This window comes from Bacillus sp. BD48 (assembly GCF_046566805.1).
Classification (GTDB): Bacteria; Bacillota; Bacilli; order Bacillales; family Bacillaceae; genus Bacillus; species Bacillus safensis.
Genome location: NZ_JANGFM010000003.1, coordinates 414,642 through 436,778 on the forward strand (window position 1 = coordinate 414,642; position 22,137 = coordinate 436,778).

22 protein-coding genes are annotated in these 22,137 nt (G+C 42.0%); 1 reads left to right on the top strand and 21 read right to left on the bottom strand.

Going from position 1 to position 22,137, the window contains the following annotated elements; genetic code table 11:
- Positions 1 to 32 precede the first annotated feature (32 nt).
- The 11 genes from ACLGGR_RS12170 to rpsU all read right to left on the bottom strand — a co-directional run bounded on the left by ACLGGR_RS12170 (position 33) and on the right by rpsU (position 9,402).
- Positions 33 to 419 (bottom strand): diacylglycerol kinase family protein, encoded by a 387-nt coding sequence (locus ACLGGR_RS12170; protein ID WP_142945729.1) that lies wholly within the window; start codon positions 417 to 419, stop codon positions 33 to 35.
- The gene (gene ybeY / locus ACLGGR_RS12175) at positions 397 to 876 is read right to left on the bottom strand and encodes an rRNA maturation RNase YbeY (protein ID WP_142945460.1); all 480 of its coding nucleotides are present in this window, start codon (positions 874 to 876) and stop codon (positions 397 to 399) included. The genes ACLGGR_RS12170 and ybeY overlap by 23 nt, the downstream gene beginning before the upstream one ends.
- Positions 877 to 2,988, bottom strand: a complete 2,112-nt coding sequence (locus ACLGGR_RS12180; protein ID WP_410973168.1) for an HD family phosphohydrolase — start codon at positions 2,986 to 2,988, stop codon at positions 877 to 879.
- A 114-nt stretch (positions 2,989 to 3,102) separates the two neighbouring features.
- Positions 3,103 to 4,062: a PhoH family protein gene (locus tag ACLGGR_RS12185; RefSeq protein WP_041118006.1), complete on the bottom strand. Its 960-nt coding sequence runs from the start codon at positions 4,060 to 4,062 to the stop codon at positions 3,103 to 3,105.
- Between the two features lie 3 nt (positions 4,063 to 4,065).
- On the bottom strand, positions 4,066 to 5,256 hold the full coding sequence (gene yqfD / locus ACLGGR_RS12190; RefSeq protein WP_041118008.1) for a sporulation protein YqfD: 1,191 nt from the start codon (positions 5,254 to 5,256) through the stop codon (positions 4,066 to 4,068).
- Between the two features lie 18 nt (positions 5,257 to 5,274).
- Entirely contained in the window at positions 5,275 to 5,556 is a 282-nt protein-coding gene (yqfC, locus tag ACLGGR_RS12195; RefSeq protein ID WP_012010618.1) for a sporulation protein YqfC, read from the bottom strand.
- Positions 5,557 to 5,760: 204 nt separating this feature from the next.
- Complete coding sequence (locus ACLGGR_RS12200) at positions 5,761 to 6,258, bottom strand: hypothetical protein (RefSeq protein WP_142945463.1); 498 nt, start codon at positions 6,256 to 6,258, stop codon at positions 5,761 to 5,763.
- A 31-nt stretch (positions 6,259 to 6,289) separates the two neighbouring features.
- Positions 6,290 to 7,282: a flotillin-like protein FloA gene (gene floA / locus ACLGGR_RS12205; protein WP_024423026.1), complete on the bottom strand. Its 993-nt coding sequence runs from the start codon at positions 7,280 to 7,282 to the stop codon at positions 6,290 to 6,292.
- Between the two features lie 27 nt (positions 7,283 to 7,309).
- Positions 7,310 to 8,623 carry an NfeD family protein gene (locus ACLGGR_RS12210; RefSeq protein ID WP_142945464.1) on the bottom strand — a complete coding sequence of 438 codons (1,314 nt, stop codon included), beginning with the start codon at positions 8,621 to 8,623 and terminating at the stop codon, positions 7,310 to 7,312.
- A gap of 141 nt (positions 8,624 to 8,764) precedes the next feature.
- Positions 8,765 to 9,214: a GatB/YqeY domain-containing protein gene (locus ACLGGR_RS12215; RefSeq protein WP_041086254.1), complete on the bottom strand. Its 450-nt coding sequence runs from the start codon at positions 9,212 to 9,214 to the stop codon at positions 8,765 to 8,767.
- Between the two features lie 14 nt (positions 9,215 to 9,228).
- Positions 9,229 to 9,402: a 30S ribosomal protein S21 gene (gene rpsU / locus ACLGGR_RS12220; RefSeq protein WP_003152957.1), complete on the bottom strand. Its 174-nt coding sequence runs from the start codon at positions 9,400 to 9,402 to the stop codon at positions 9,229 to 9,231.
- A gap of 182 nt (positions 9,403 to 9,584) precedes the next feature.
- On the opposite strand from rpsU, the gene ACLGGR_RS12225 reads away from it, so the two are divergent.
- A complete protein-coding gene (locus tag ACLGGR_RS12225) occupies positions 9,585 to 10,514 on the top strand; it encodes a Na/Pi symporter (RefSeq protein WP_410973138.1) in 930 nt (309 codons plus the stop codon).
- Between the two features lie 43 nt (positions 10,515 to 10,557).
- On the opposite strand, the gene mtaB is transcribed toward ACLGGR_RS12225, so the two are convergent.
- The 10 genes from mtaB to ACLGGR_RS12275 all read right to left on the bottom strand — a co-directional run bounded on the left by mtaB (position 10,558) and on the right by ACLGGR_RS12275 (position 22,130).
- Positions 10,558 to 11,916 (bottom strand): tRNA (N(6)-L-threonylcarbamoyladenosine(37)-C(2))-methylthiotransferase MtaB, encoded by a 1,359-nt coding sequence (gene mtaB / locus ACLGGR_RS12230; protein ID WP_251216728.1) that lies wholly within the window; start codon positions 11,914 to 11,916, stop codon positions 10,558 to 10,560.
- Positions 11,916 to 12,686, bottom strand: a complete 771-nt coding sequence (locus ACLGGR_RS12235) for a 16S rRNA (uracil(1498)-N(3))-methyltransferase (protein ID WP_126681572.1) — start codon at positions 12,684 to 12,686, stop codon at positions 11,916 to 11,918. Before ACLGGR_RS12235 ends, mtaB begins: the two co-directional genes overlap by 1 nt.
- A gap of 23 nt (positions 12,687 to 12,709) precedes the next feature.
- Positions 12,710 to 13,645: a 50S ribosomal protein L11 methyltransferase gene (gene prmA / locus ACLGGR_RS12240; RefSeq protein ID WP_142945466.1), complete on the bottom strand. Its 936-nt coding sequence runs from the start codon at positions 13,643 to 13,645 to the stop codon at positions 12,710 to 12,712.
- 22 nt (positions 13,646 to 13,667) lie between these two features.
- Positions 13,668 to 14,801, bottom strand: a complete 1,134-nt coding sequence (dnaJ, locus tag ACLGGR_RS12245) for a molecular chaperone DnaJ (protein ID WP_024427952.1) — start codon at positions 14,799 to 14,801, stop codon at positions 13,668 to 13,670.
- 165 nt (positions 14,802 to 14,966) lie between these two features.
- Entirely contained in the window at positions 14,967 to 16,805 is a 1,839-nt protein-coding gene (gene dnaK / locus ACLGGR_RS12250) for a molecular chaperone DnaK (protein WP_047201915.1), read from the bottom strand.
- A 24-nt stretch (positions 16,806 to 16,829) separates the two neighbouring features.
- Positions 16,830 to 17,387, bottom strand: coding sequence for a nucleotide exchange factor GrpE (grpE, locus tag ACLGGR_RS12255; RefSeq protein WP_041086263.1), 558 nt, complete (start codon positions 17,385 to 17,387; stop codon positions 16,830 to 16,832).
- A 63-nt stretch (positions 17,388 to 17,450) separates the two neighbouring features.
- Complete coding sequence (hrcA, locus tag ACLGGR_RS12260; protein WP_003217350.1) at positions 17,451 to 18,482, bottom strand: heat-inducible transcriptional repressor HrcA; 1,032 nt, start codon at positions 18,480 to 18,482, stop codon at positions 17,451 to 17,453.
- Positions 18,483 to 18,563: 81 nt separating this feature from the next.
- On the bottom strand, positions 18,564 to 19,703 hold the full coding sequence (gene hemW, locus ACLGGR_RS12265; RefSeq protein ID WP_410973139.1) for a radical SAM family heme chaperone HemW: 1,140 nt from the start codon (positions 19,701 to 19,703) through the stop codon (positions 18,564 to 18,566).
- Between the two features lie 114 nt (positions 19,704 to 19,817).
- Positions 19,818 to 21,656, bottom strand: a complete 1,839-nt coding sequence (gene lepA, locus ACLGGR_RS12270) for a translation elongation factor 4 (protein WP_142945468.1) — start codon at positions 21,654 to 21,656, stop codon at positions 19,818 to 19,820.
- A 141-nt stretch (positions 21,657 to 21,797) separates the two neighbouring features.
- A complete protein-coding gene (locus tag ACLGGR_RS12275; RefSeq protein ID WP_142945469.1) occupies positions 21,798 to 22,130 on the bottom strand; it encodes a YqxA family protein in 333 nt (110 codons plus the stop codon).
- Positions 22,131 to 22,137 lie beyond the last annotated feature (7 nt).

A 22,137-nucleotide genomic window follows, 5' to 3' on the forward strand; every position in this document is an offset into this window, starting at 1 on the left:
TTCTAAAAATGTTAATAAATAGTAATATTGTTCTATTGCATGATCTTCGGTAAGAAGATGATCAATCCAATCATAACCGAAATCGCGGCGTAAACGCAAACAGCGCCTGCCGCAGCGTCCTTCGCTCTCTCTGCAAGCGGATGCCTTTCTTCTGTCATCAGATCCACTGTATGTTCAATGGCTGTATTGACAAGTTCAAGCGCAAACATCCCCCCGCATAGAAGAAGAACGATCAGCCATTCAAATGGTTCAATATGAAACCAAAAGCCGCAGATCACCACGATGATGGCTGCGACTGTGTGAAATCGAAAATTCCGTTCATTCAAGAAAGTTCGCCATATTCCTCTAAATGCATAATAAAAACTCCGAAAAAAACGGGCGAGCGGCCTTCTTTTCTTACGATGATCTCGAAAGGCCATAATCATCCAAGATTTTTGTCTGTTTGGCGAACATTTCTTTTTCATCTTCCTCTGTCATATGATCAAAACCGAGCAAATGAAGGAAGCCATGAATCGTTAAGAATCCAAGCTCTCTCATAAAGGAATGTCCATATTCCTCCGCCTGCTCTTTCGTTCGATCCACACTAATGATAATGTCACCGAGTACAGGCGGGATATCATCAGCTCCAATGATTTCAATTTCCCCTTCTCCTTCTTCCTCAAGTGCAAAGGAGATCACATCGGTTGGCGCGTCTTTTCCGCGGTATTCTTTATTGATTTGATGAATCTCTTCATTCGAAACAATTGTCACTGATACTTCCGCTTGATCCTTAACCTCAAGGGCGTCTGCAGCAAACTGAAGAAGCTTTTCCACTTCTTCAAGCTGCTCTTTTGTTACTTGTCCTGTTTCATCTATTAAATCGATTAACATTGTCATTTACTTCACCTTCTGCTTCGGGGCATCTGGATATTCAATCCGAGAATGGAAAATCCCCTTTAATGTTGTACAAATCGTTTGGCTGATAATATTTAATTCTTTAAATGTCAGGTCACATTCACTAAATTGCCCGTCTTGCATTTTATCTGAAATGATACCTTTGACAAGCTTTTCAATTCGCTCTGGATTTGGATTATGCATCGAACGAACCGCCGCTTCAACGCTGTCAGCCACAGAAATAATCGCTGCTTCTTTTGATTGCGGCTTTGGACCAGGGTAACGAAATTCTTCTTCTGTCACCTGATCATCACGCTCTTTTGCTTTATAGTAAAAGAACTTTAAAAGTGACTTCCCGTGATGCTGTTCTGCAATGTCGACAAGCTCTTCTGGAAACTTCTTTTCTCTCAGCATATCAGCGCCATCTGTCGTATGGGCAATAATAATATTTTTACTCAGCTGAGGAGAAAGCTTGTCATGCGGATTATCAATGTTCATTTGGTTTTCGATAAAGTATTGCGGTCTTTTCGTTTTCCCAATGTCATGATAATAAGCGCCGACCCTTGCTAAAAGACCATTTGCACCGACTGCTTCACATGCAGCATCCGCTAAATTCGCCACCATGACACTATGATGATATGTACCTGGTGTCTCGGTTAAAATCTTTTTGAGCAGCGGATGATTAGGATTGGATAATTCAATCAGTTTCATTGTTGAAAGAATGCCAAACATGCTCTCAAAAACAGGCATTAACCCAATGACCAAGATAGATGATGCAAACCCTGACACAATTGCCATCAAGAGATTCACACCGATTTCAAGACCTGATGGTGAAGAGTTTTGGATTAGTGTAATGGATAAAACCACAAGTACATTCACCAATGCCACCAAAAGCCCGGCCTGCAATATTTTTGATCTTGCATTATGTTTTCTTAAAAATAAAATACCTGCCATCCCGCTCATCAGATAATAAGCGCAGATTACATAGTTAAAGACACCGGTTACTCCTTGATTAAACATCATACTACCGCAAAGAGCAAATACAAGACCGGAGAATATCGCTAACCGCTCATTAATGAGCAGTTTGATCAGCATCGTCCCAAGTGCTACTGGCACAACATAACCTATCGTCGTATACTTCGTTTCCTGAAAGAGACTGAACACTTCCATGATAATTAAAATAATCGTGAAAATAAGCGAGTAGAGCAGTAACGACTTATTCTTATGGACAAGCGATTTTTTCCTAGATTCAAGGGAATGAATAATCGCAGCTAAGAAAAGGCCAATTAATATAAAAAGACCACTGACAGGCTTAAATAAATTTGAGCTGTTTAACAGTCCGGTCAGTTCTAATTTGCGATAAACTTCCCGGTCAATGAGCTCTCCTTCTTCAACTAAGATTTGTCCTTGCTTAATTTGCACGGGCTGAATATTGTCAGCCGCTTCCTGTCTTTTCTTCTCTGTTGCCACTGGGTCAAATACATAGTTTGGAATGATCGCAAATTCACCAATTTCTTTCGCTGCATTTAAGTATTTTGATGGAATCGAATTGTTTTCAAGCTCTGTTTTAACTTGTTTTTTCTCATCTTGTAATTTCGCTGCTGTGATTTCTTTACTCATCAGTGAATTCACCACTGTGATGATGGAATCCTTAGTAAAAGAGAGATTTTCATCACTTGCCTGGAGCAGCGCTTTGATTGATTGATCAGAAACAGCCTCCTGCATATCTGTTGTAAGCTTTTCTTTGACACGCTTGACCATTTCTTGATCTGATGGCGCGTTCTCTTTATCATCAGCTGCTTTCTTCTCTTCTTTAATGGCTTCAAAGAGGGATGAGATGAGGTCTACGCGATTATCAGAATACGCTTTTTTGAGCGTATATTGATCTTCTACTTGATCTGTTGCTTCTTGTTTCTTTTCTTCTGTCGCTTCTTGATCATCAACGGTTGACGGAGAATAGATGGTCTGTTCGCTCACTGAAAACAAATCTAAGTCGAGCGATTCAGGCTTTACATGGAAGAAGAGCACCACGAATAAAATGGCTGCTAAACCAGCGTACAGCAAAACATTTAAATAACGTGAGCGCTCCATTTTCTGAGGTTCTTTTTTAGACAGCAGTCTTTTGCGCTTACTGCCTTTTTGATTCTTTCTCAAGGAAAGTACCTCCTTTTTTACTTTAAACCACGATCGAAACAAAATGACCCGATAAAGACGATCGGGTCACTCAGTTCATTTTTGCTTTTCATATGCGCCAATGATCTTCGCCACAAGCGGGTGTCTGACCACATCTGTCTGGTCTAATTCAATAAATGAGATTCCCTTGATCTCTGCAAGCATGTCCTTTGCAGCCGCAAGACCTGACTGCATGCCCTTTGGCAGATCAATCTGTGTAATATCTCCTGTAATGACCATTTTAGAGCCAAACCCAAGTCTCGTCAAAAACATTTTCATTTGAGCAGGCGTTGTATTCTGCGCTTCATCTAAAATAACAAATGCATCATCTAGCGTCCGGCCTCTCATATAGGCAAGGGGCGCTATTTCAATCACGCCGCGCTCGATTAATCGTTCCGTATGATCACTGCCAAGCACATCATGCAAGGCATCATATAGTGGTCTTAAATAAGGATCTACTTTTTCCTTTAGATCGCCTGGTAAAAAGCCCAGACTCTCTCCTGCTTCAACAGCTGGTCTTGTCAGGATTATCCGTTTCACATGTCCATTTTTCAGTGAATGTACCGCATTGACGACTGCCAAATACGTCTTCCCTGTACCAGCAGGTCCAATTCCAAAGACCAGATCATCTTTTTTCATCGCCGCAGCATATTCCCGCTGGCCGATTGTTTTCACCCTGATCGACTTTCCTTTGGCATTTTTCGTAATTTCATCTTCATACATATTTTCAAAATAATTCAGCTTGTTTTTTTGCGCCATTTTAATAGCATAGACGACATCCCGTTCAGATATCTCAATTCCTTTACGAATGAGATGTAAAAGAGATGTGATCAAACGGCTTACTGTTTCTCTAGATGCTTCTTCACCAGAAACATACACTTTTTCTCCACGCGTAATAATGGAGACGTTCAGCTCGTTTTCCATTAGTTTCAGATAAGCATCTTGATTGCCAAATAAAGCAATCGCTTCGTTTGGGCTATCCAATTTTTGTTGAATCTCAAGTAAATGTTCTGTCATTCTCTAGTCTCCCTGAACAATAGGTGTTGGTTGAACAATATCTTCTATTACTTGGTAAAGGATGATTAACTTAACTTTACCATTCCCTGTTGTCTCGTGCAAAACTTTTTCACTTTTCACCTCTCCTGTTTGACCTAGCTTCTCTTCTAATTCTTTTTTACCCATTTTAATCCCTGCTTGAACCGCTTCTTTATTTGTGTATTCTCGATTTATTTTCTCACTTTCACGTGTGATTTCCTTTTCATAAGAGAATGGGAGCTGCATGTTTAAGAAATGAAGGGGATGAACTTCTGTTTCTGTTTTTGGCTGCTTAAAATCATCCTTTTTAAAAGAAAAGCCCCAAAATGGCAGTGAGCCTCCAAATGCGGAGAGCTTGTGCTTTGTCTTCATTTTACCCGTAAAGACGTCAAAAGATGTTCGAAGAGGGACAGAAACTTCAGAACGATACCACGTTTCACCATAGATTTTCGCTTTGGCTCCTACCGTTTTTTGCTGATCTTCGCTGCCAATGAGTCCAGAGACAAGCATCTGCCCTTTCTTTACATGTTCATCAACCGCGGCAAGCGGCTCCCCTTTTTCGACATACATTCTCGTGATGACAGCCTTTTTCTTAGCGACGATATGCTGAGGACTCGTGTATTTCTCTTTTTCGGGTTCATTCTTTTCCACAACTTTCATTTGAAATGTTGTGCCGTTTAGTTCAACGCCGACCCATGTGATGCTTTGAATATTGGTTGTGAGGGATTTTTGAATTTTTTCAGGTGTTCCCATTAGAAACTGAAAACGGCCTTTTTGCACCCCAATGTCGTCTAAATGCTTTCTCATTTGATGTTCAGTTTCCGGGTTGGCTCCTTTAATATCAATTTTCCATACCATGTTTGAAAGCGCCAATATCGTCACTAGAAAGCACACAATCCCAAGGGTAAATCCGATATTCTTCCTTGACCAAAGGAGTAGAAACGGAAAGCCCTTCTTTTGATGAAATGAACATGTCACGTCATGATGCCTGCGTACTTTTCTGAAGGCATGTACATCTGATAAGCGAATAAATAAGCGCACGCTGTCTTGACGGCGGCTCACTTGAAACATTGTGATCCCCTGTCTCGTGCACTCATTGATAAGCCGCTCAATGCCGTTCCCTTTGATCTCCACTTCCACTCTGCCAATAAAATAGGCGAACCATTTATTCTTCACGTTTCTCCCCTCCGTCAGTTAAGAATCAATATAACGGACCTCATCGATTTTCCCTTCTAATAAAATCTCTTCTGGCAAAATCGTTTTAATCACAAAATCTTTCCCTGAAATAATGCATTGTCCCTGTTTGAGCATCAGCCTTACCTCTTGATCACTGAAAAGCAAAAGCCCTTTATGGTTCTCTATGTAAATGTGGAGTCTGCCAACCATCGTAATACGGGGAAGATCCATCATCACGTCTGGAGGGATTTCAAGTGTTCTTGTCAGCCATGCTTTAAGTCGATTTTTTCTTTTTCCCATTCAATAAGAACCCCTTCCCACCTCATGTGTATGAGATCAAACTGAAAGATGGTGAGACTGATGAGAAAGCCTCTATATCATCCTATTCCTCAGCGGTTCATATCATGCTAATGAATCCCGTAAAACAACCGTTTCAGCATTTTCTTTATGAAAAATCGTCATCAGGCAAAAAAAAGCCCCCTTTTTTGAAGGGGACTTTCTTCTTTATCTTTTATATGGCCGTTTCATCGTTCTGTGCGGCTTTTTCGCGCGCGGCTCTCCAAATACTTCTCCGAGGATCATTCCTTGAACAATTGTATCTTGGTTGAGCTTCTCAATGATTTTTGGCCTCACTTCAGCAGATGCAGCCTTTGGCCTTGTCAGTTCTCTTTCAAGCGATTGAAATTCTTTATTCAGCTCGTTTTTTCTTTCTTCCATTTCAGCAAGTGTAGCCGTATAGCGATCTTGTAAGGATTGAGAAGTTTTTTTCTTCATCCCGCCATGATCATGTACATCGCCGAAATCGTCCAGCTGATCCGTCACAACTGGATCTGGATTTGTTTGCCTTGTTTGCTTTTGGGGCACCGGCTTACGCTGAGGAGCGGGCTTCTTTTGCTGATTCTGCTCTTCGTTCTCCTCTTGTTTGCCGATTTTCCCAAAGACGGCAGAGATGATACCGATGATAATCGCAATTAGTAGCGGATTTTCAAATAGAATGTCCAATGGGCTCCCTCCTTAAAGCGTGAGAGGATGCTTATTTGTTTTCATTATCAGATGGACCTTTTGTCATTTTACCAAATGAATCTCTCATATCCGTATCAGCATCGATATTCTTAATGTTCATGTAGTCCATGACACCAATATTGCCTTCACGTAATGCTTCAGCCATTGCAAGTGGTACTTCAGCCTCTGCTTCAACGACTTTCGCGCGCATTTCTTCAACTTTCGCACGCATTTCTTGTTCTTGTGCAACAGCCATTGCGCGGCGTTCTTCTGCTTTCGCCTGTGCAATGTTTTTGTCTGCTTCTGCTTGGTCTGTTTGCAGAATCGCCCCGATGTTCTTACCGATATCAACATCTGCGATATCAATCGAGAGAATTTCAAATGCAGTACCCGAATCTAATCCTTTACCAAGAACCGTTTGAGAAATCATATCAGGATTTTCAAGAACCTTTTTATGATTATCTGATGAACCGATTGTAGAGACAATCCCTTCACCTACACGGGCAATAATCGTTTCTTCCCCTGCACCACCGACAAGTCGGTCGATGTTTGCACGAACTGTAATACGTGCTTTTGCTTTGACTTCAATCCCGTCCATCGCAACACCAGAGATAAATGGTGTTTCAATGACTTTAGGGTTTACACTCATTTGAACGGCTTCAAGTACGTCACGGCCTGCTAGGTCGATGGCTGCACAGCGGGCAAAGTTCAATTCGATATTCGCGCGTTGAGCTGCAATTAATGCGTTCACAACTCGGTCCACGTTACCACCTGCAAGATAGTGGCTCTCCAGCTGGTTAATCGTCACATCAAGACCTGCTTTATGTGCTTTGATGAGCGGGTTGACCACTCGGTTTGGAATCACTCGGCGCAGTCTCATTCCTACAAGTGTAAAAATGCTCACTTTTACGCCAGCCGCTAGGGCAGAAATCCACAGCATCACCGGGACAAAGGTGAAAAAGATCGATAGAACAATCAAACCTGCTGCGATAATCACAAATAATAGTAAAGTAGATGGATCCATTTTATTCCTCCTCTAAAATCAGTATATCTATACTTTCCTCACGACAATGCGTGAGCCTTCCGCTTTCACAATTTTTACTTGTTCATCCTTATCGATAAATGCACCTTCTGACACAACATCAATGCGTTCATCTCCGAATACGATCGTACCAGATGGACGCAGTGCAGTGGCTGTCACTGCGATTTGTCCAACAAGATCCTCTCTTGTTTCATTTGAGACATAACCGCTTTCCTTATTGGTTGAATCGGTTAAAATGAACTTTTTAAAGAATTTCATACGTTTCCCCAACACCTTTGTCAATAAAATAACTGCTATGATTGAAACAGCAGTGGCAATCAAGATGGAAATCGCCATTTCTGTAAAGCTTCCAGCTGCTAAAAATAAGCTGACAACGACACAGATCAGTCCAATGACACCTACGATTCCCCCTGGCAAAAACAATTCCAGAATGATGAGTGCAATCCCTGCTAAAAACAGGAACAACGTCTCATATCCTGCAAAACCTGCCACGAGATGACCATAAAAGAATAGAAGAAGCGCTGTCACTCCCATGGTGCCCGGGACCCCAAAGCCAGGAGAATAGAGCTCAACAATTAACCCTAAGCTTGCAATGGATAAAAGGATTGGAATGACAATTGGGTGCGTAAGAAAACGCGCAACCTTTTCAGCAAAGCTCACTTCATCGTATTGAACAGAAGCGTCTTGTAATTTCAGCTTCTGTAGCAAGTCATCCATATTTTTTGCTTCCCCTTCTGCATACCCGAATTGAAGCGCCCGGTCTGTATTGAAGGTGAGCAATTCTCCTTTTGGTGCACCAGCTTCTTTTGCGTCTATATCTACATCCGCCATGGCAAGAGCATACTTTGGATCACGCCCCTGCTTTGCGGCAGCATCACTCATTTCAGCAAGCCATAGAGATTCAGATTTTTGATCGGCAGCATTGCCTTCTCCATCAATGATCGCAGCAGCCCCCATTTTTCCATTCGGGGTCATATAAATTTGATCGGCATTTAATGCAAGGAATGCCCCCGCTGAAAGCGCTCTATGATTGACAAACGCTGTCACTGGGATATCGGAAGCACGAATGGTATCTGCGATCTCAAGCGCTGCATCGACTGCACCACCCGGTGTATTGATGTCGAGAATAATATGCTTCGCCCGCTCCGACTTTGCCTGCTCAAACGATCGTTCAATGAATTTAGAAAGTCCTTTTTCTACTGTATCTTCAATTGGGATAACATGAACTTTCTGATCTGCTGATTTCGCGGTCAATTGAACCCCTAATAACAAGCATATTATAAAACAACTGAAAAGAGCAATAGAAATTTTTATTTTTTTCATCTATTTGGTGATCCCTCCTCTCTTTCTTCCATTTTACTGTTCCTTTACATACGTTACAAATGTATCATAGGTTTCATTTTTATATGACAGAATCATGAGGGCATAAAAAAAGTACCCTTCTAACAATAGAAGGATACTTTTTTATTGAGACAGCTGCTCGCTGACAAGTCTGTTAATGACAGCTCCATCAGCTTTACCTTTTACTTTTGGCATAATAGCGCTCATGACTTTACCCATGTCTGCCTTCGAGGAAGCACCTGTTTCAGCGATCGTTTCTTTCACGATCGTTTGCAGTTCTTCTTCAGAAAGCTGTTCAGGTAAATAAACGTCTAATATGTCAATCTCTTTTTGAACTTTATCTACTAAATCTAAGCGATTAGCTTTCGAAAATTCATGGAGGGAGTCTTTACGTTGCTTAATCTCGCGGGAAAGGACGGTTAGTTCCTCATCGCCGGTCAAACTGTCTTTCTTAAGCTTAATTGCTTCATTTTGCAGCGAAGCCTTTACCATACGAATGACAACAAGCTTGTCTTTCTCACGGTTTTTCATCATAAGCTTCATATCAGAATTTAATTGCTCAAGAAGACTCATAAAATCCACCCTCTTTAGAATTTACGTTTTCTAGCAGCTTCAGACTTTTTCTTACGCTTTACGCTAGGCTTTTCATAAAATTCACGCTTTCTTGCTTCTTGCAATGTTCCAGTTTTGGATACACTGCGTTTAAAGCGACGAAGAGCATCTTCAAGCGATTCGTTTTTTCTAACGACCGTTTTTGACATTCTCTTTCCCTCCCTCCGAATACACCAATCGACTGCATTAAAAAAAGATATACATGCAAAACATGTACCTAGACATTATAATATAAGCCTTGTGTGAGGTCAACTAAGTGATTTGGAAATATATTTTCGTCATGAGCAGGTAGACAAGTCCATATATTCATTGGTAAGAGGAGGACTTTTCTATGATGGCGATCATTTATTTTTGTGCACTTATTTTCATTTTTTTATGGTCAATGGGTTTGCTGAGAAAAGGATTAATGGCGCTTGCGTCGTCTCGTATTGAGAAATCACTTCTTCTCTTTACAGATCACCCGGTAAAAGCATTCTTGGTCAGCATTGTATTTACAGGGGTTCTACAAAGCAGTTCGGCATTTATGGTCATCGTCATCGGCTTTGTCAGTACTGGCATTCTCTCTTTTAAAAAATCGATTCCAATGATTCTTGGAACCAATATCGGCTCAACGTTTACGACAGAATTTATCGCCATTAAAATGGATGTCTTCATGTGGGTTTTGATCATAGCCGGTCTTGTATGCATCCTTTTTGGCAGGACATCTTTTAGACATGCAGGAAAAAGTTTATTTGGGCTCGGGATGATCTTTTTTTGCATACAAGGCTTTTCGAAAATTGCAGGGATGATGACAAGCCAGCCTGAGACATTGCGTTTTCTTGAAATGATGCAGCATTCAGACTGGACAGCGCTGCTTTCGGGTACCATTTTCACAGCGATTGTTCATTCGAGCTCGGTCTGTATCGGTATTTTAATGGGATTTATGAATGAGGGAACTGTGGCACTTCAGGAAGGCATCAGCTTTGTGTTAGGATCCAATATTGGGACATGTATTACGGCTGTGATGGCTGCGATATCTGGAGGCTACGCAGCACGTCAAACGGCTTATGCACACGTCGTATTTAATGTGCTCGGGGTTCTTTTATGCCTCCCGTTTCTCGCCCTGATCACAGAGGTTGTCGTCCTTCTCGCAAGCTCTCCTGCCCAGCAGATTGCGCATTTCAGCCTGCTGTTTAATGTGGCAAGCTCTCTCCTCTTCTTCCCGTTCATACGCCCTTTTCACGCATTGATCTTGTGTCTCATGCCGAATCAGACAAAATAAAAGAAACCGGCTTGCCCTTTTGGCTGCCGGTTTTTTTTATCTATTATGAGGTCATTCTCACTTGGTCTGGCTGCACATCATCACTGATGCGAACGAATTGTCCTTCGTTATAAGGATAGCCCGCTTTCGTAATTTTCACTTTGACCAGACGTCCGATCATGTCCTCTGTCCCTTCAAAAACAACTTTCATGTAGTTATCGGTATAACCAACATAAAGATTGTGGTTTCCTTCTTGTTCTTTGAAGGATTCTTCCGGAATAATCTCTAGAACCTCACCTTCGTATGCTGATGCATACTCTTTCGCAAGCTGGTCAGAAAGAGCGATCAAACGGTGGACACGTTCGTTTTTCACATTTTCATCCACTTGATCTTCCATTCTTGCAGCCGGGGTACCTGTACGTTTGCTGTAAGGGAAGACGTGCAGCTCAGAGAATTGATGATCTTTGACAAAATTGTACGTTTCCAAGAACTCTTCTTCTGTTTCCCCAGGGAATCCAACGATCACATCAGAGGTGACAGCAAGTCCTGGCAATGCTTTTTTCAGCTTTGTTAAACGCTCTGCAAAGAATTCCATCGTATATTTACGGCGCATTCTTTTTAGCACAGTATTTGAGCCAGATTGAAGCGGGATGTGTAAGTGTCTGACAATTTTATCTGACTGATCAAGCACTTCAATCACTTCATCTGTAATTTGACTTGCTTCAATAGATGAAATACGGATTCGTTTTAAACCAATAACACGTTTATCTAATTCTTTTAGAAGCTTTGCAAAGTTATAATCCTTTAAGTCTTCTCCGTATCCACCTGTGTGAATACCTGTAAGCACAATTTCTTTATAGCCCGCATCAACAAGCTGCTGCGCTTGATTGATGACTTCTTCTGGGTCACGAGAACGAAGAAGGCCGCGCGCCCAAGGAATAATACAGAAGGTACAGAAATTGTTACAGCCTTCTTGGATTTTTAATGAAGCGCGCGTTCTGTCTGTAAAGGCAGGAACATCAAGTTCTTCAAACACACGTGCTTTCATGATATTGCCAACCCCGTTGATCGGCTGTCTTTCTCTGCGGTATTCTTCAATATACCCTAGTAATTTATGTCTGTCCTGTGTTCCAACCACAATATCAACACCAGGAATCGCCATGATTTCTGCTGGAGACGTTTGCGCATAGCAGCCTGTTACACAAATGACACCATCCGGGTTATGACGAATGGCTCTTCTAATGACTTGGCGGCTTTTCTTGTCGCCTGTATTCGTGACCGTACATGTATTAATGACATATACGTCTGCTTTTGACTCATACTCTTTTCTTTCATAGCCAGCTTCTTTAAACAGCTGCCAGATCGCCTCTGTTTCATAGTGATTGACCTTACAGCCAAGTGTATGGAACGCTACTGTTCCCATCATGATTCACCTCTTAATAACTCTGTTTGATAAGATATAGCAGAAAGCGCATATAAAGGAGCGGTTTCCGTTCTTAAAATGCGTGGTCCAAGCCCGCAAATGACTGCACCAAGCGTTTCAAGCTCTTCAATCTCCTTTTCTGCCAAACCGCCTTCAGGCCCAAAAACCACTAGCAAGGTTTGTCCGCCTTTCATCTGTTGAAGCACAGTTTGAAAACGACTTTGCTCTCCTTCTTTCGATGATTCTTCGTATGCAACGACACATTTATCGAATTCACCAGCTAATTGCGTCAGCTCTTTAAACGTTGATACTGAATAAACACGTGGAATGATATTCCGGTAGGACTGCTCGGCTGCTTCTTTCGCAATTTTCTCCCAGCGCTCTCGTTTTTTATGCGACTTTTTTTGGTCAAGCTTTGTAATAGAACGAGCTGCTTGAAACGGGATAAAAGCACTTGCGCCAAGCTCTGTGCCTTTTTGGATAATGAGCTCAAGCTTATCTCCTTTTGGAAGACCGCTTGCAATCGTCACCCTGATCGGAAGTTCTCTGTCCTGATTTGTCCAGCTTTCAAGGTGACAAATCACTTCTTCCTTTGTTATTGTATCAATTTTACTGAGCGCTTCAAAGCCGTCTGTCGTTAAACAAAGGATTTCCTGCCCTGCTTTCATTCGCATGACATTGGAAAGATGATGTACATCTTCGCCTTTTATAACGATAGCTCCCTTTGCAGTCACTTCTTCTTTCGTGAGGTCGATAAAATATCGTTGCATACGTGTCCTGACACCTACTCGCTTTATTTTTTCGCTATAATGCTGACCCAATCTTCCATTGACAGCACTTCAACAATGTCAAAACCTGCTTCTTCTAATGCTGTTTTGACTTGTAATTTCTTTTGTCCAATGATGCCTGAAGTAATGAAATAGCCATCTTTCTTCAATAGGTCATAGGCTTGATCTGTAAAGCGCAAAATCACTTCTGCCAGAATGTTGGCGACAATCACATCACGCTCACCTGAAATCCCATCAAGCAAGTTGTTTTGTTTGACCGCCACTTGTTCACTTACACCATTTAATTCGATGTTTTGCTTCGCACTTTCTACCGCAACGGTGTCGAGATCAAAGGCTTGAATATCCTTTGCACCAAGCATTGCTGCTGCCACACTTAAAATTCCAGAGCCTGTTCCAACATCAATCACCGTATCGTTTTCCTTCACATAACGCTCAAGCGCCTGAATGCAAAGGACGGTTGTTGGATGCGTCCCTGTTCCAAATGCCATACCAGGGTCCATTTCAATAATCAGTTCATCAGAATGAACCGGTGTATATTCTTCCCACGTTGGAACGATGGTGAATTTTTCAGAGATTTTCACAGGATGATAGTATTTCTTCCATGCGGTGGCCCATTCTTCTTCATTTACTTCACAAATTGACAACGTATTGCGTCCAAGGTCAATATCGTATAGAAGAAGGTTGTTGATGGCTTCTTTGATCTCATCTACCGTTTCCATCAAAAAGCTGTTCATTGGAAGATAGGCTTTGACAATGACACCTTCCTCCGGATAGTCATTCGGATCGAGCTGGTAGATCTCACCGTATACATTTTCACGTTCCTTGACTAAATCAAGCGGGTCCTCAATCACGACACCACTTGCACCTGCTTCATGCAAAATATTGGTGATTGGTTCCACCGCTTCATTTGTTGTATGGACGCTAATTTCTGACCACTTCAATACTACCAACTCCTTATCCGTCTTACTCGCCTTTAAATGCGCGTTTTACCTTATCGAAGAAGCTCATTTCTTGTTCGTCCGGTTTATTTCCGCTCACTTCAGCAAATTTTCTAATGATATCTTTTTGATTGTCTGTTAAATTTGTCGGTGTGACAACACGTACAACGATATGCTGATCGCCCTGGCCGTAGCCGCGTACATTTTTCACGCCTTTACCTTTAAGTCTAAACTTCGTGCCAGTTTGAGTGCCAGCAGGAACTTTTAATTTTACTTTTCCGTGTAATGTCGGCACTTCAATTTCGTCACCTAATGCAGCTTGGGCAAAGGTGAGCGGCATCTCGCAGTAAATGTCATCTCCATCACGTTCGAAGAATTCATGCGCACGCACATGGAACACAACGAATAGATCTCCTGGAGGTCCTCCATTTACACCTGGTTCTCCTTGACCAGACACTCTGAGCTGCTGGCCATCATCAACACCTGCCGGGATCGTCACGTTAATTTTCTTACGCTTACGCACTTTGCCAGATCCGCCGCATGTTGAACATTTATGGTCTATTTGTTTCCCTGTTCCGCTGCAGTAGTTACATACTCTGCGGTTGACCACTTTACCAAATGGGGTTGACTGCTCAACGTTTAATTGGCCAGAACCGCCGCAATGTGAACAGGTTTTCGCCTGCGTCCCAGGCTTTGCACCTGATCCATGACATGTTTCACACGATTCTTCACGAGGGATTTCAATCGTTGCTTCTTTCCCAAATGCCGCTTCTTCAAACGAAAGCGTCATTGTATATTGCAGGTCCGCTCCTTGGCGCGGTGCATTTGGATCTCTTCTTCTGGCCCCGCCGCCAAAAATACTAGAGAAGATATCATCAAAGCCGCCGAAGCCGCCAAAGTCTCCTCCTCCGCCAAAACCGCCGCCGCCAAAGCCTTGGTTTGGATCGGTATGACCGAACTGGTCATAATGCGAACGTTTTTGATCATCAGAAAGGGTTTCATAGGCTTCTTTTACTTCTTTGAATTTCTCATCTGAGCCAGCTTCTTTATTAATATCAGGGTGATACTTTTTTGAAAGCTTGCGGTATGCCTTTTTGATTTCGTCCTTTGAGGCGCTCTTACTTACGCCAAGCACTTCATAGTAATCACGCTTACTCATCTCTTCACACTCCCGATTTTCTCACATAAATACGATTGTATCATTTTGATTTAACCTTTTTCAATTCCTTTCATCGTTGAAAAGAAAAAAAGTCAAAGCCAAGAGATCCTGACTTTGACTTTCTGACGAGTACGTTTCAGCAGTCTTATTCAAAAGTAAAGGTGATTATTTTTTCTCTTGATCGTCGTTTACTTCTTCGTATTCTGCATCCACTACATTGTCATCTGCTTTTTGAGCACCTTCAGCGCCTTCTTGCTGAGCTTGTGCTTGTTTTGCAGCTTCTTCATAGAGCTTTGTCGTTAATTCTTGAACGATTGTTTGCAGCTCATCTTTTTTCGCTTTGATGTCTTCAAACTCGCCTTTTTCGATCGCAGCTTTTAGTGCATCTTTCGCGTCGTTTGCTTTTTTCACTTGCTCTTCATCGATTTTGCCTTCTAGATCTTTTAATGTTTTTTCAGTTGTAAACACTAATTGGTCTGCTTCGTTGCGCACTTCGATTTCTTCTTTTTTCTTCGCATCTGCTTCAGCATTTTCTTCTGCTTCTTTGACCATTTTTTCGATCTCATCATCTGAAAGACCTGAAGAAGATTTGATTGTGATGTTTTGCTCTTTGCCTGTACCCATATCTTTCGCACGTACGTTGACAATACCGTTTTTATCGATATCAAAAGATACTTCAATTTGCGGTACGCCGCGTGGTGCTGGCGGGATATCAGTCAATTGGAAGCGGCCTAATGTTTTATTATCTGCAGCCATTGGGCGCTCACCTTGCAGGACATGGATGTCTACAGCTGTTTGGTTGTCAGCAGCCGTTGAGAATACTTGAGATTTACTTGTTGGAATTGTTGTATTGCGTTCAATCAGCTTCGTGAATACGCCGCCCATTGTTTCAATTCCTAAAGAAAGTGGTGTTACGTCAAGAAGAACAACGTCTTTGACATCTCCTGTGATGACTCCACCCTGGATCGCTGCACCAAGTGCAACTACTTCATCAGGGTTTACACCTTTATGAGGCTCTTTGCCTGTTTCTTTTTTGATTGCTTCTTGTACTGCAGGAATACGAGTTGATCCACCTACAAGGATGACTTTATCAATCTCGCTAGCAGATAAACCAGCATCTTTCAGTGATTGACGTACTGGTGTCATTGTACGCTCTACAAGATCTGCAGAAAGCTCTTCGAATTTAGCACGTGTTAACGTTAATTCAAGGTGAAGAGGTCCTGCTTCTCCAGCTGTGATAAATGGCAGTGAGATTTGTGTAGAAGATACACCAGAAAGATCTTTTTTCGCTTTTTCAGCAGCATCTTTTAAACGCTGAAGCGCCATTTTATCTTTAGAAAGATCAATGCCATTTTCTTTTTTGAATTCAGCCACTAGGTGATCAATGATGACTTGGTCAAAATCGTCTCCACCTAGACGGTTGTCCCCAGCAGTTGAACGCACTTCAAAGACGCCATCTCCAAGTTCAAGAACTGATACGTCAAATGTACCGCCGCCAAGGTCGTATACAAGGATCGTTTGATCTTCGTCTGTTTTATCTAAACCATATGCAAGTGCAGCTGCTGTTGGTTCGTTGATGATACGTTCTACTTCAAGACCAGCAATTTTACCAGCATCTTTCGTTGCTTGGCGTTCTGCATCGTTGAAGTAAGCAGGAACTGTGATAACCGCTTTTGTTACTTCTTCGCCAAGATAGCTTTCAGCGTAAGATTTAAGGTGCTGAAGAATAATCGCAGAGATTTCCTGCGGTGTATAGTTCTTGCCTTCAACTTCTACTTTATAATCTGTACCCATATGTCTTTTAACAGACATGATCGTGTTCGGGTTTGTAATTGATTGACGTTTTGCTACTTCACCCACTTGGCGCTCTCCGTTTTTAAAAGCGACAACAGATGGTGTTGTACGTGCTCCTTCAGCGTTTGCAATGACTTTTGGCTCGCCGCCTTCAAGTACTGCAACACATGAGTTTGTTGTTCCTAAGTCAATCCCAATGATTTTACTCATATTCGATGACCTCCCATTATGTAGTTATTGATTTACTTTTACCATTGATGGACGAATAACTCGGTCTTTGAGTTTATAGCCCTTTTGCAATTCTTCTACAACGATATTTGAATCGTAGTTTTCATCTTCAACTTGCATGACGGCTTGATGAAGGTTTGGATCGAACTCTTTGCCGACAGCTTCAATTGGTTCTACGCCTTCATTTTTCAACGCTTCTACCAGCTGGCGGTAAACCATTTGCATTCCTTCTAACAAACTTTTCGTCTGCTCATTGTCTGGATCAATTCCAAGCGCTCTTTCAAAGTTATCAAGAGCTGGGAGAAGATCACTGACAACATGTTGAGAACGATATTTTTGCACGGTCTCCACTTCAGTTCGAGCACGGCGTTTATAGTTTTCAAAATCTGCTTGAACACGCAGAATTTTGTTTTCTTTTTCATCTAGAAGCTGCTGCAATTCATCGATTTTTTCTTGGAAGGCAGACTGTTCATCATGCGTTACTTCCTCAGTATCTGCTTGAACTGCTTCTTCTTGTGCTTCAACCTCTGCTTCTTGCTCAGGTGTCTGTTTTTCTTCTGACATTGTGTTCACCTCCCTCAAAAGATTCAAAAATACGAAGGGGCAGTGCCCCTATCTTTTATCACCCTACTCATCATACAAATTGGAAAGTGCGTTTGACAAGTCTTTTGATACATGATGCAAGAGACTGACAACCCGCCCGTAATCCATACGGGTTGGACCGATGACGGCAATGGAGCCGAGTGATTTTTGATCAATCGAATAAGTGGCTGTGATTAAGCTGCAGTTCTCCATGGCTTCCAAATTGTTTTCTGAACCGATTTTAATGGTGATTCCTTGCTGATTTGGATGAAACAGCTGCATGACATCATTTTTTTGCTCAATAAGCATCATGAGTGAACGGATGCGGTCAATGTCATGAAACTCTGGCTGATTCAACATATTAATCTTCCCGCCAAAGAAAAGTTTTGATTCATTTTGAGTCGATGTAAATGTATTGCCGAGCGCATCTAAAATATGATCATAATCTTTTAAATGCGTACGAAGAAGCATGACAACTTCTTTATACATTCTGTCCTTCAGTTGATCCATCGGGACTCCGGCTAGACGGCTGTTTAAAATATTCATCAGCTTCTCAATATCGGAGACATCGAGATGCTCAGAGAAGGTAATGGTTTTGTTTTCAACATGTCCGCTGTCTGTAATCATGATCGCCACTGCTTTGTTTGGCTGAACAGGAACAAGCTGAATTTGCTTTAACCGATTTTCACTTAGCTTTGGACCAAGCACAATCGATGTATAGTTTGTGAGATCTGATAAAATTTCCGCCGATTTTTGAACTGTCTTTTCCAGCTCAAAAATTTTCTCCTGAAAGGCCGACTGAATGAGCACAAGCTCTTTAGACGACAGTTTTCGCGGAGAGAGCAAATGATCTACATAATAACGATATCCTTTTTCGGAAGGAATTCTTCCTGATGAAGAATGGGTCTTTTCAATAAAACCAAGTTCCTCCAAATCAGCCATTTCGTTTCTAATCGTCGCAGAGCTGAATGTAATGTCTTCTTTTTTAGAAAGAGTCCTTGATCCAACTGGCTGCGCCGAACGAATAAAGTCATTAATGATGACTTGCAGAATCAAAAGCTGACGATTTGTTAACATCATCATCACCCCTGTTAGCACTCTCTTTCAACGAGTGCTAATTGTATAAACAAAATTACCAAACTCAAATTAAAATGTCAATTATAACTCACCGAGAAACGCTTGAAACACTTCATTTCCTAACAATTTTCCTTTTCTTGTTAAACGAATCCCCATGTCATCTTTTACAATGAGACCTTTTTCTTCTAAATCTTCAAGAACAGTGGAAAAAAGTGCTTCTGGCGTCGCCCCATATTTCGCTTGAAAATCAGCGTTTTTCACCCCTTCAATCTTTCGAAGACCTAAAAACATTTCTTCTTCTATCTGCTCTGCTTTTGTGACCTGGTGTGTTTCCTTATACGGGAAGCCTGTTTGGTCAATCAGCTCCAAATAATGTTTCACCGGCCCTGCGTTCACATTTCGGATGCCATCTACATACCCGTGTGCACCTGCACCAAAACCGAAGTAATCTTCATTGCTCCAATAGGTCAGGTTATGCTGGCTTTCAAAGCCAGGTTTGGCGTAATTGCTAATCTCATACTGCTTTAATCCATGGCGCTCCATTTCATCCATCACAAGCTCATACATTTCAGCCTCACGTTCTTGCGGCGGTAAATGAAGTTTTCCTTTTTGCATTAAGTTGTAAAAAACGGTTTTCGGCTCGACGATGAGTGAGTAAACCGAATAATGCTCTGCCCCCAGCGAGAAAGCTGTCTCAAGTGAATTCATCACATGATGCTTTTCTTGATGCGGCAAGCCAAACATGAGATCGAGGCTAATATTGTCAAATCCAACGGCTCTAGCTCGTTCAAAGGACGTAAGGACATCCTTCTTTTGATGAACTCGTCCGATTTTTTTGAGCAAATCGTCTTCAAAGGTTTGAACGCCAAAGCTCAGCCTATTCACACCGGCTGCCTTTAGCACTTGGAGTTTCTCAAGAGATAATTCGTCTGGGTTTGCTTCTACTGCAAATTCAACCAGGTTTTTTGTCGGCTTTAGTACGCGGTGAATACTGTTCATGAGCTTGTCTAGCTGGCTGACAGTCAGTGATGTCGGGGTTCCCCCGCCAATAAAAATTGTCTTTAGTTCCTGCTCGCCTTTTTGCTCGATCGTGTGCTGCATCTCTTTCTCAAGAGCCGCTAAGTATTCATCGACTGGCTGCGTTTTAATGAAAAATTTATTGAAATCACAATAGTGGCAAATGTGCTCACAAAATGGAATGTGAATGTATGCTGCTTTCATTTGATGACACCTTCTTTACAGGTAAAGAGCCGCAGTTTATCGCTGCGGCGCCTTTGTTTGTTTTCGACTATAAACGTCAAGGCGGACATTGTAAAGCAGGTTGCCTTGAGGATGTTATTTTTTCGGTGTGCTGTCGTCCATCTTCAGCACGGCCATAAATGCTTCTTGCGGGACTTCAACAGAGCCCACTTGCTTCATGCGCTTTTTCCCTTCTTTTTGCTTCTCAAGAAGCTTTCTTTTCCGGGAAATATCTCCGCCATAACATTTAGCTAGTACGTTTTTACGCATCGCTTTAATGGTGGAACGAGCAACGATTTTTTGACCGATTGCTGCTTGAATCGGTACTTCAAAATGCTGGCGTGGAATGAGTTCTTTTAGCTTATCAACGATGATCTTGCCTCGTTCATATGCATAATCGCGGTGAACGATAAAGGAAAGGGCATCGATTTTTTCGCCATTCAGCATAATATCCATCTTCACTAGCGTAGATGGACGGTAGCCAATCAGCTCATAATCAAAGGACGCATAGCCTTTTGTGTTGGACTTTAGCTGATCAAAGAATTCGTATACGATCTCAGCCAAAGGAATTTCATAAACAATGCTCACTCGGTTCGCATCAAGATACTGCATATCAATGAAATGTCCGCGCTTTCCTTGGCAAAGCTCCATCACAGAGCCTACATAATCATTCGGCACCATCATTGTTGCTTTCACGTATGGTTCTTCAATTCGCTCAATCTTTTGCGGATCAGGCAGATTGGACGGGTTATCTACGACGATTTTTTCTCCGTCTGTCATATACACATCGTAAATAACACTTGGTGCTGTCGTAATTAGATCAATTTTAAATTCACGTTCAATCCGTTCTTGGATGATTTCCATATGAAGCATTCCAAGGAACCCGCAGCGGAAACCGAAGCCAAGTGCTTGGGATGTCTCTGCCTCATATTGAAGTGAAGAATCATTTAACTCAAGCTTTTCTAACGCTTCACGTAAGTCGTTGTATTTCGCTGTATCAATTGGATAAAGTCCGCAGTACACCATTGGGTTTAGCTTTCTGTATCCTGGCAGTGCCTCTTTCGCTGGGTTTTCTGCAAGTGTGATCGTATCCCCTACACGTGTATCACCGACATTTTTAATCGCAGCTGTTAAGTAGCCAACATCTCCAACGGTGAGTTCGTCTGTTGGCATGGCTTTTGGTGTAAATACGCCGACTTCAAGTACTTCAAATTCTTTCCCCGTCGCCATCATTTTAATTTTCTGACCAGGTCTGACGGTTCCTTCAACAATTCGTATGTACGCAATAACGCCGCGATACGCATCGTAAAGAGAATCAAAAATAAGAGCTTGAAGTGGTGCTTCTGGATCTCCAGCGGGAGCCGGCACCTTTTCAACGATTTGTTCTAAAATATCCTCGATTCCAATACCCGCCTTAGCAGAGGTGAGAACAGCTTCAGACGCATCCAACCCGATGACATCTTCAATTTCTTCTCTTACACGCTCAGGCTCTGCACTTGGCAGATCGATTTTATTGATAATCGGGAGAATTTCTAAGTTGTTATCAAGAGCTAAATAAACGTTCGCAAGTGTCTGTGCTTCAATTCCTTGTGCTGCATCTACTACGAGAATCGCACCCTCACAGGCAGCTAGGCTTCGAGATACCTCATAGGTGAAGTCGACATGCCCTGGTGTATCAATCAGGTGCATAATATATTCTTCTCCATCCTTCGCCTTATACTTCAACTGGACAGAGTTTAATTTAATCGTTATGCCGCGTTCACGCTCTAAATCCATGGAATCAAGCAATTGTTCTTTCATTTCCCGTTGAGTAATCGCCGCTGTTTTTTCCAAAATACGGTCCGCCAATGTGGATTTCCCATGGTCAATATGGGCGATAATGGAGAAATTTCGAATTCTTGATTGCCGTTCTAATCGTTTTTCTTTATCTGTCACAATCTATCACTCCTACTATAAAACGCGGGTTGCGCTAGGTTAGATTATATCAATAGGGCTGTAAAGATTCAATCGAAATCAAGAAAAGCCGCTCATCGGTCAGCGGCTTTGCTCAAAAGAGTGATATCTCATGAAATTCGTTTATTTCCCATTCACCCAATCATAAAGAGAACGGGCTGCATGTGTCATGCCATCAGATAGGGCTTTTCCTGCCTTGGAAAAGGCATTAAAGCTCTCTATTTCCTCAAGCTGCTTTTGTTTTTCGGCAAGATCCTTTTCTGTAACAGCCGTTCCTAAGATAGAAGCTTCCTTCTCTTCATTGTCGTTCATTTGAATGGAGAAAGCTCCTTTTAATTGCGGATCATGGTAACCCTTCATTTGCAGCATGCCATTATTCGCTTGCTGCATTCCTAAAAAGACACCAAACAGCAAGACCAATCCTAACATAATGGTTTTTCCAATAAATGAGCCCATATCCGTC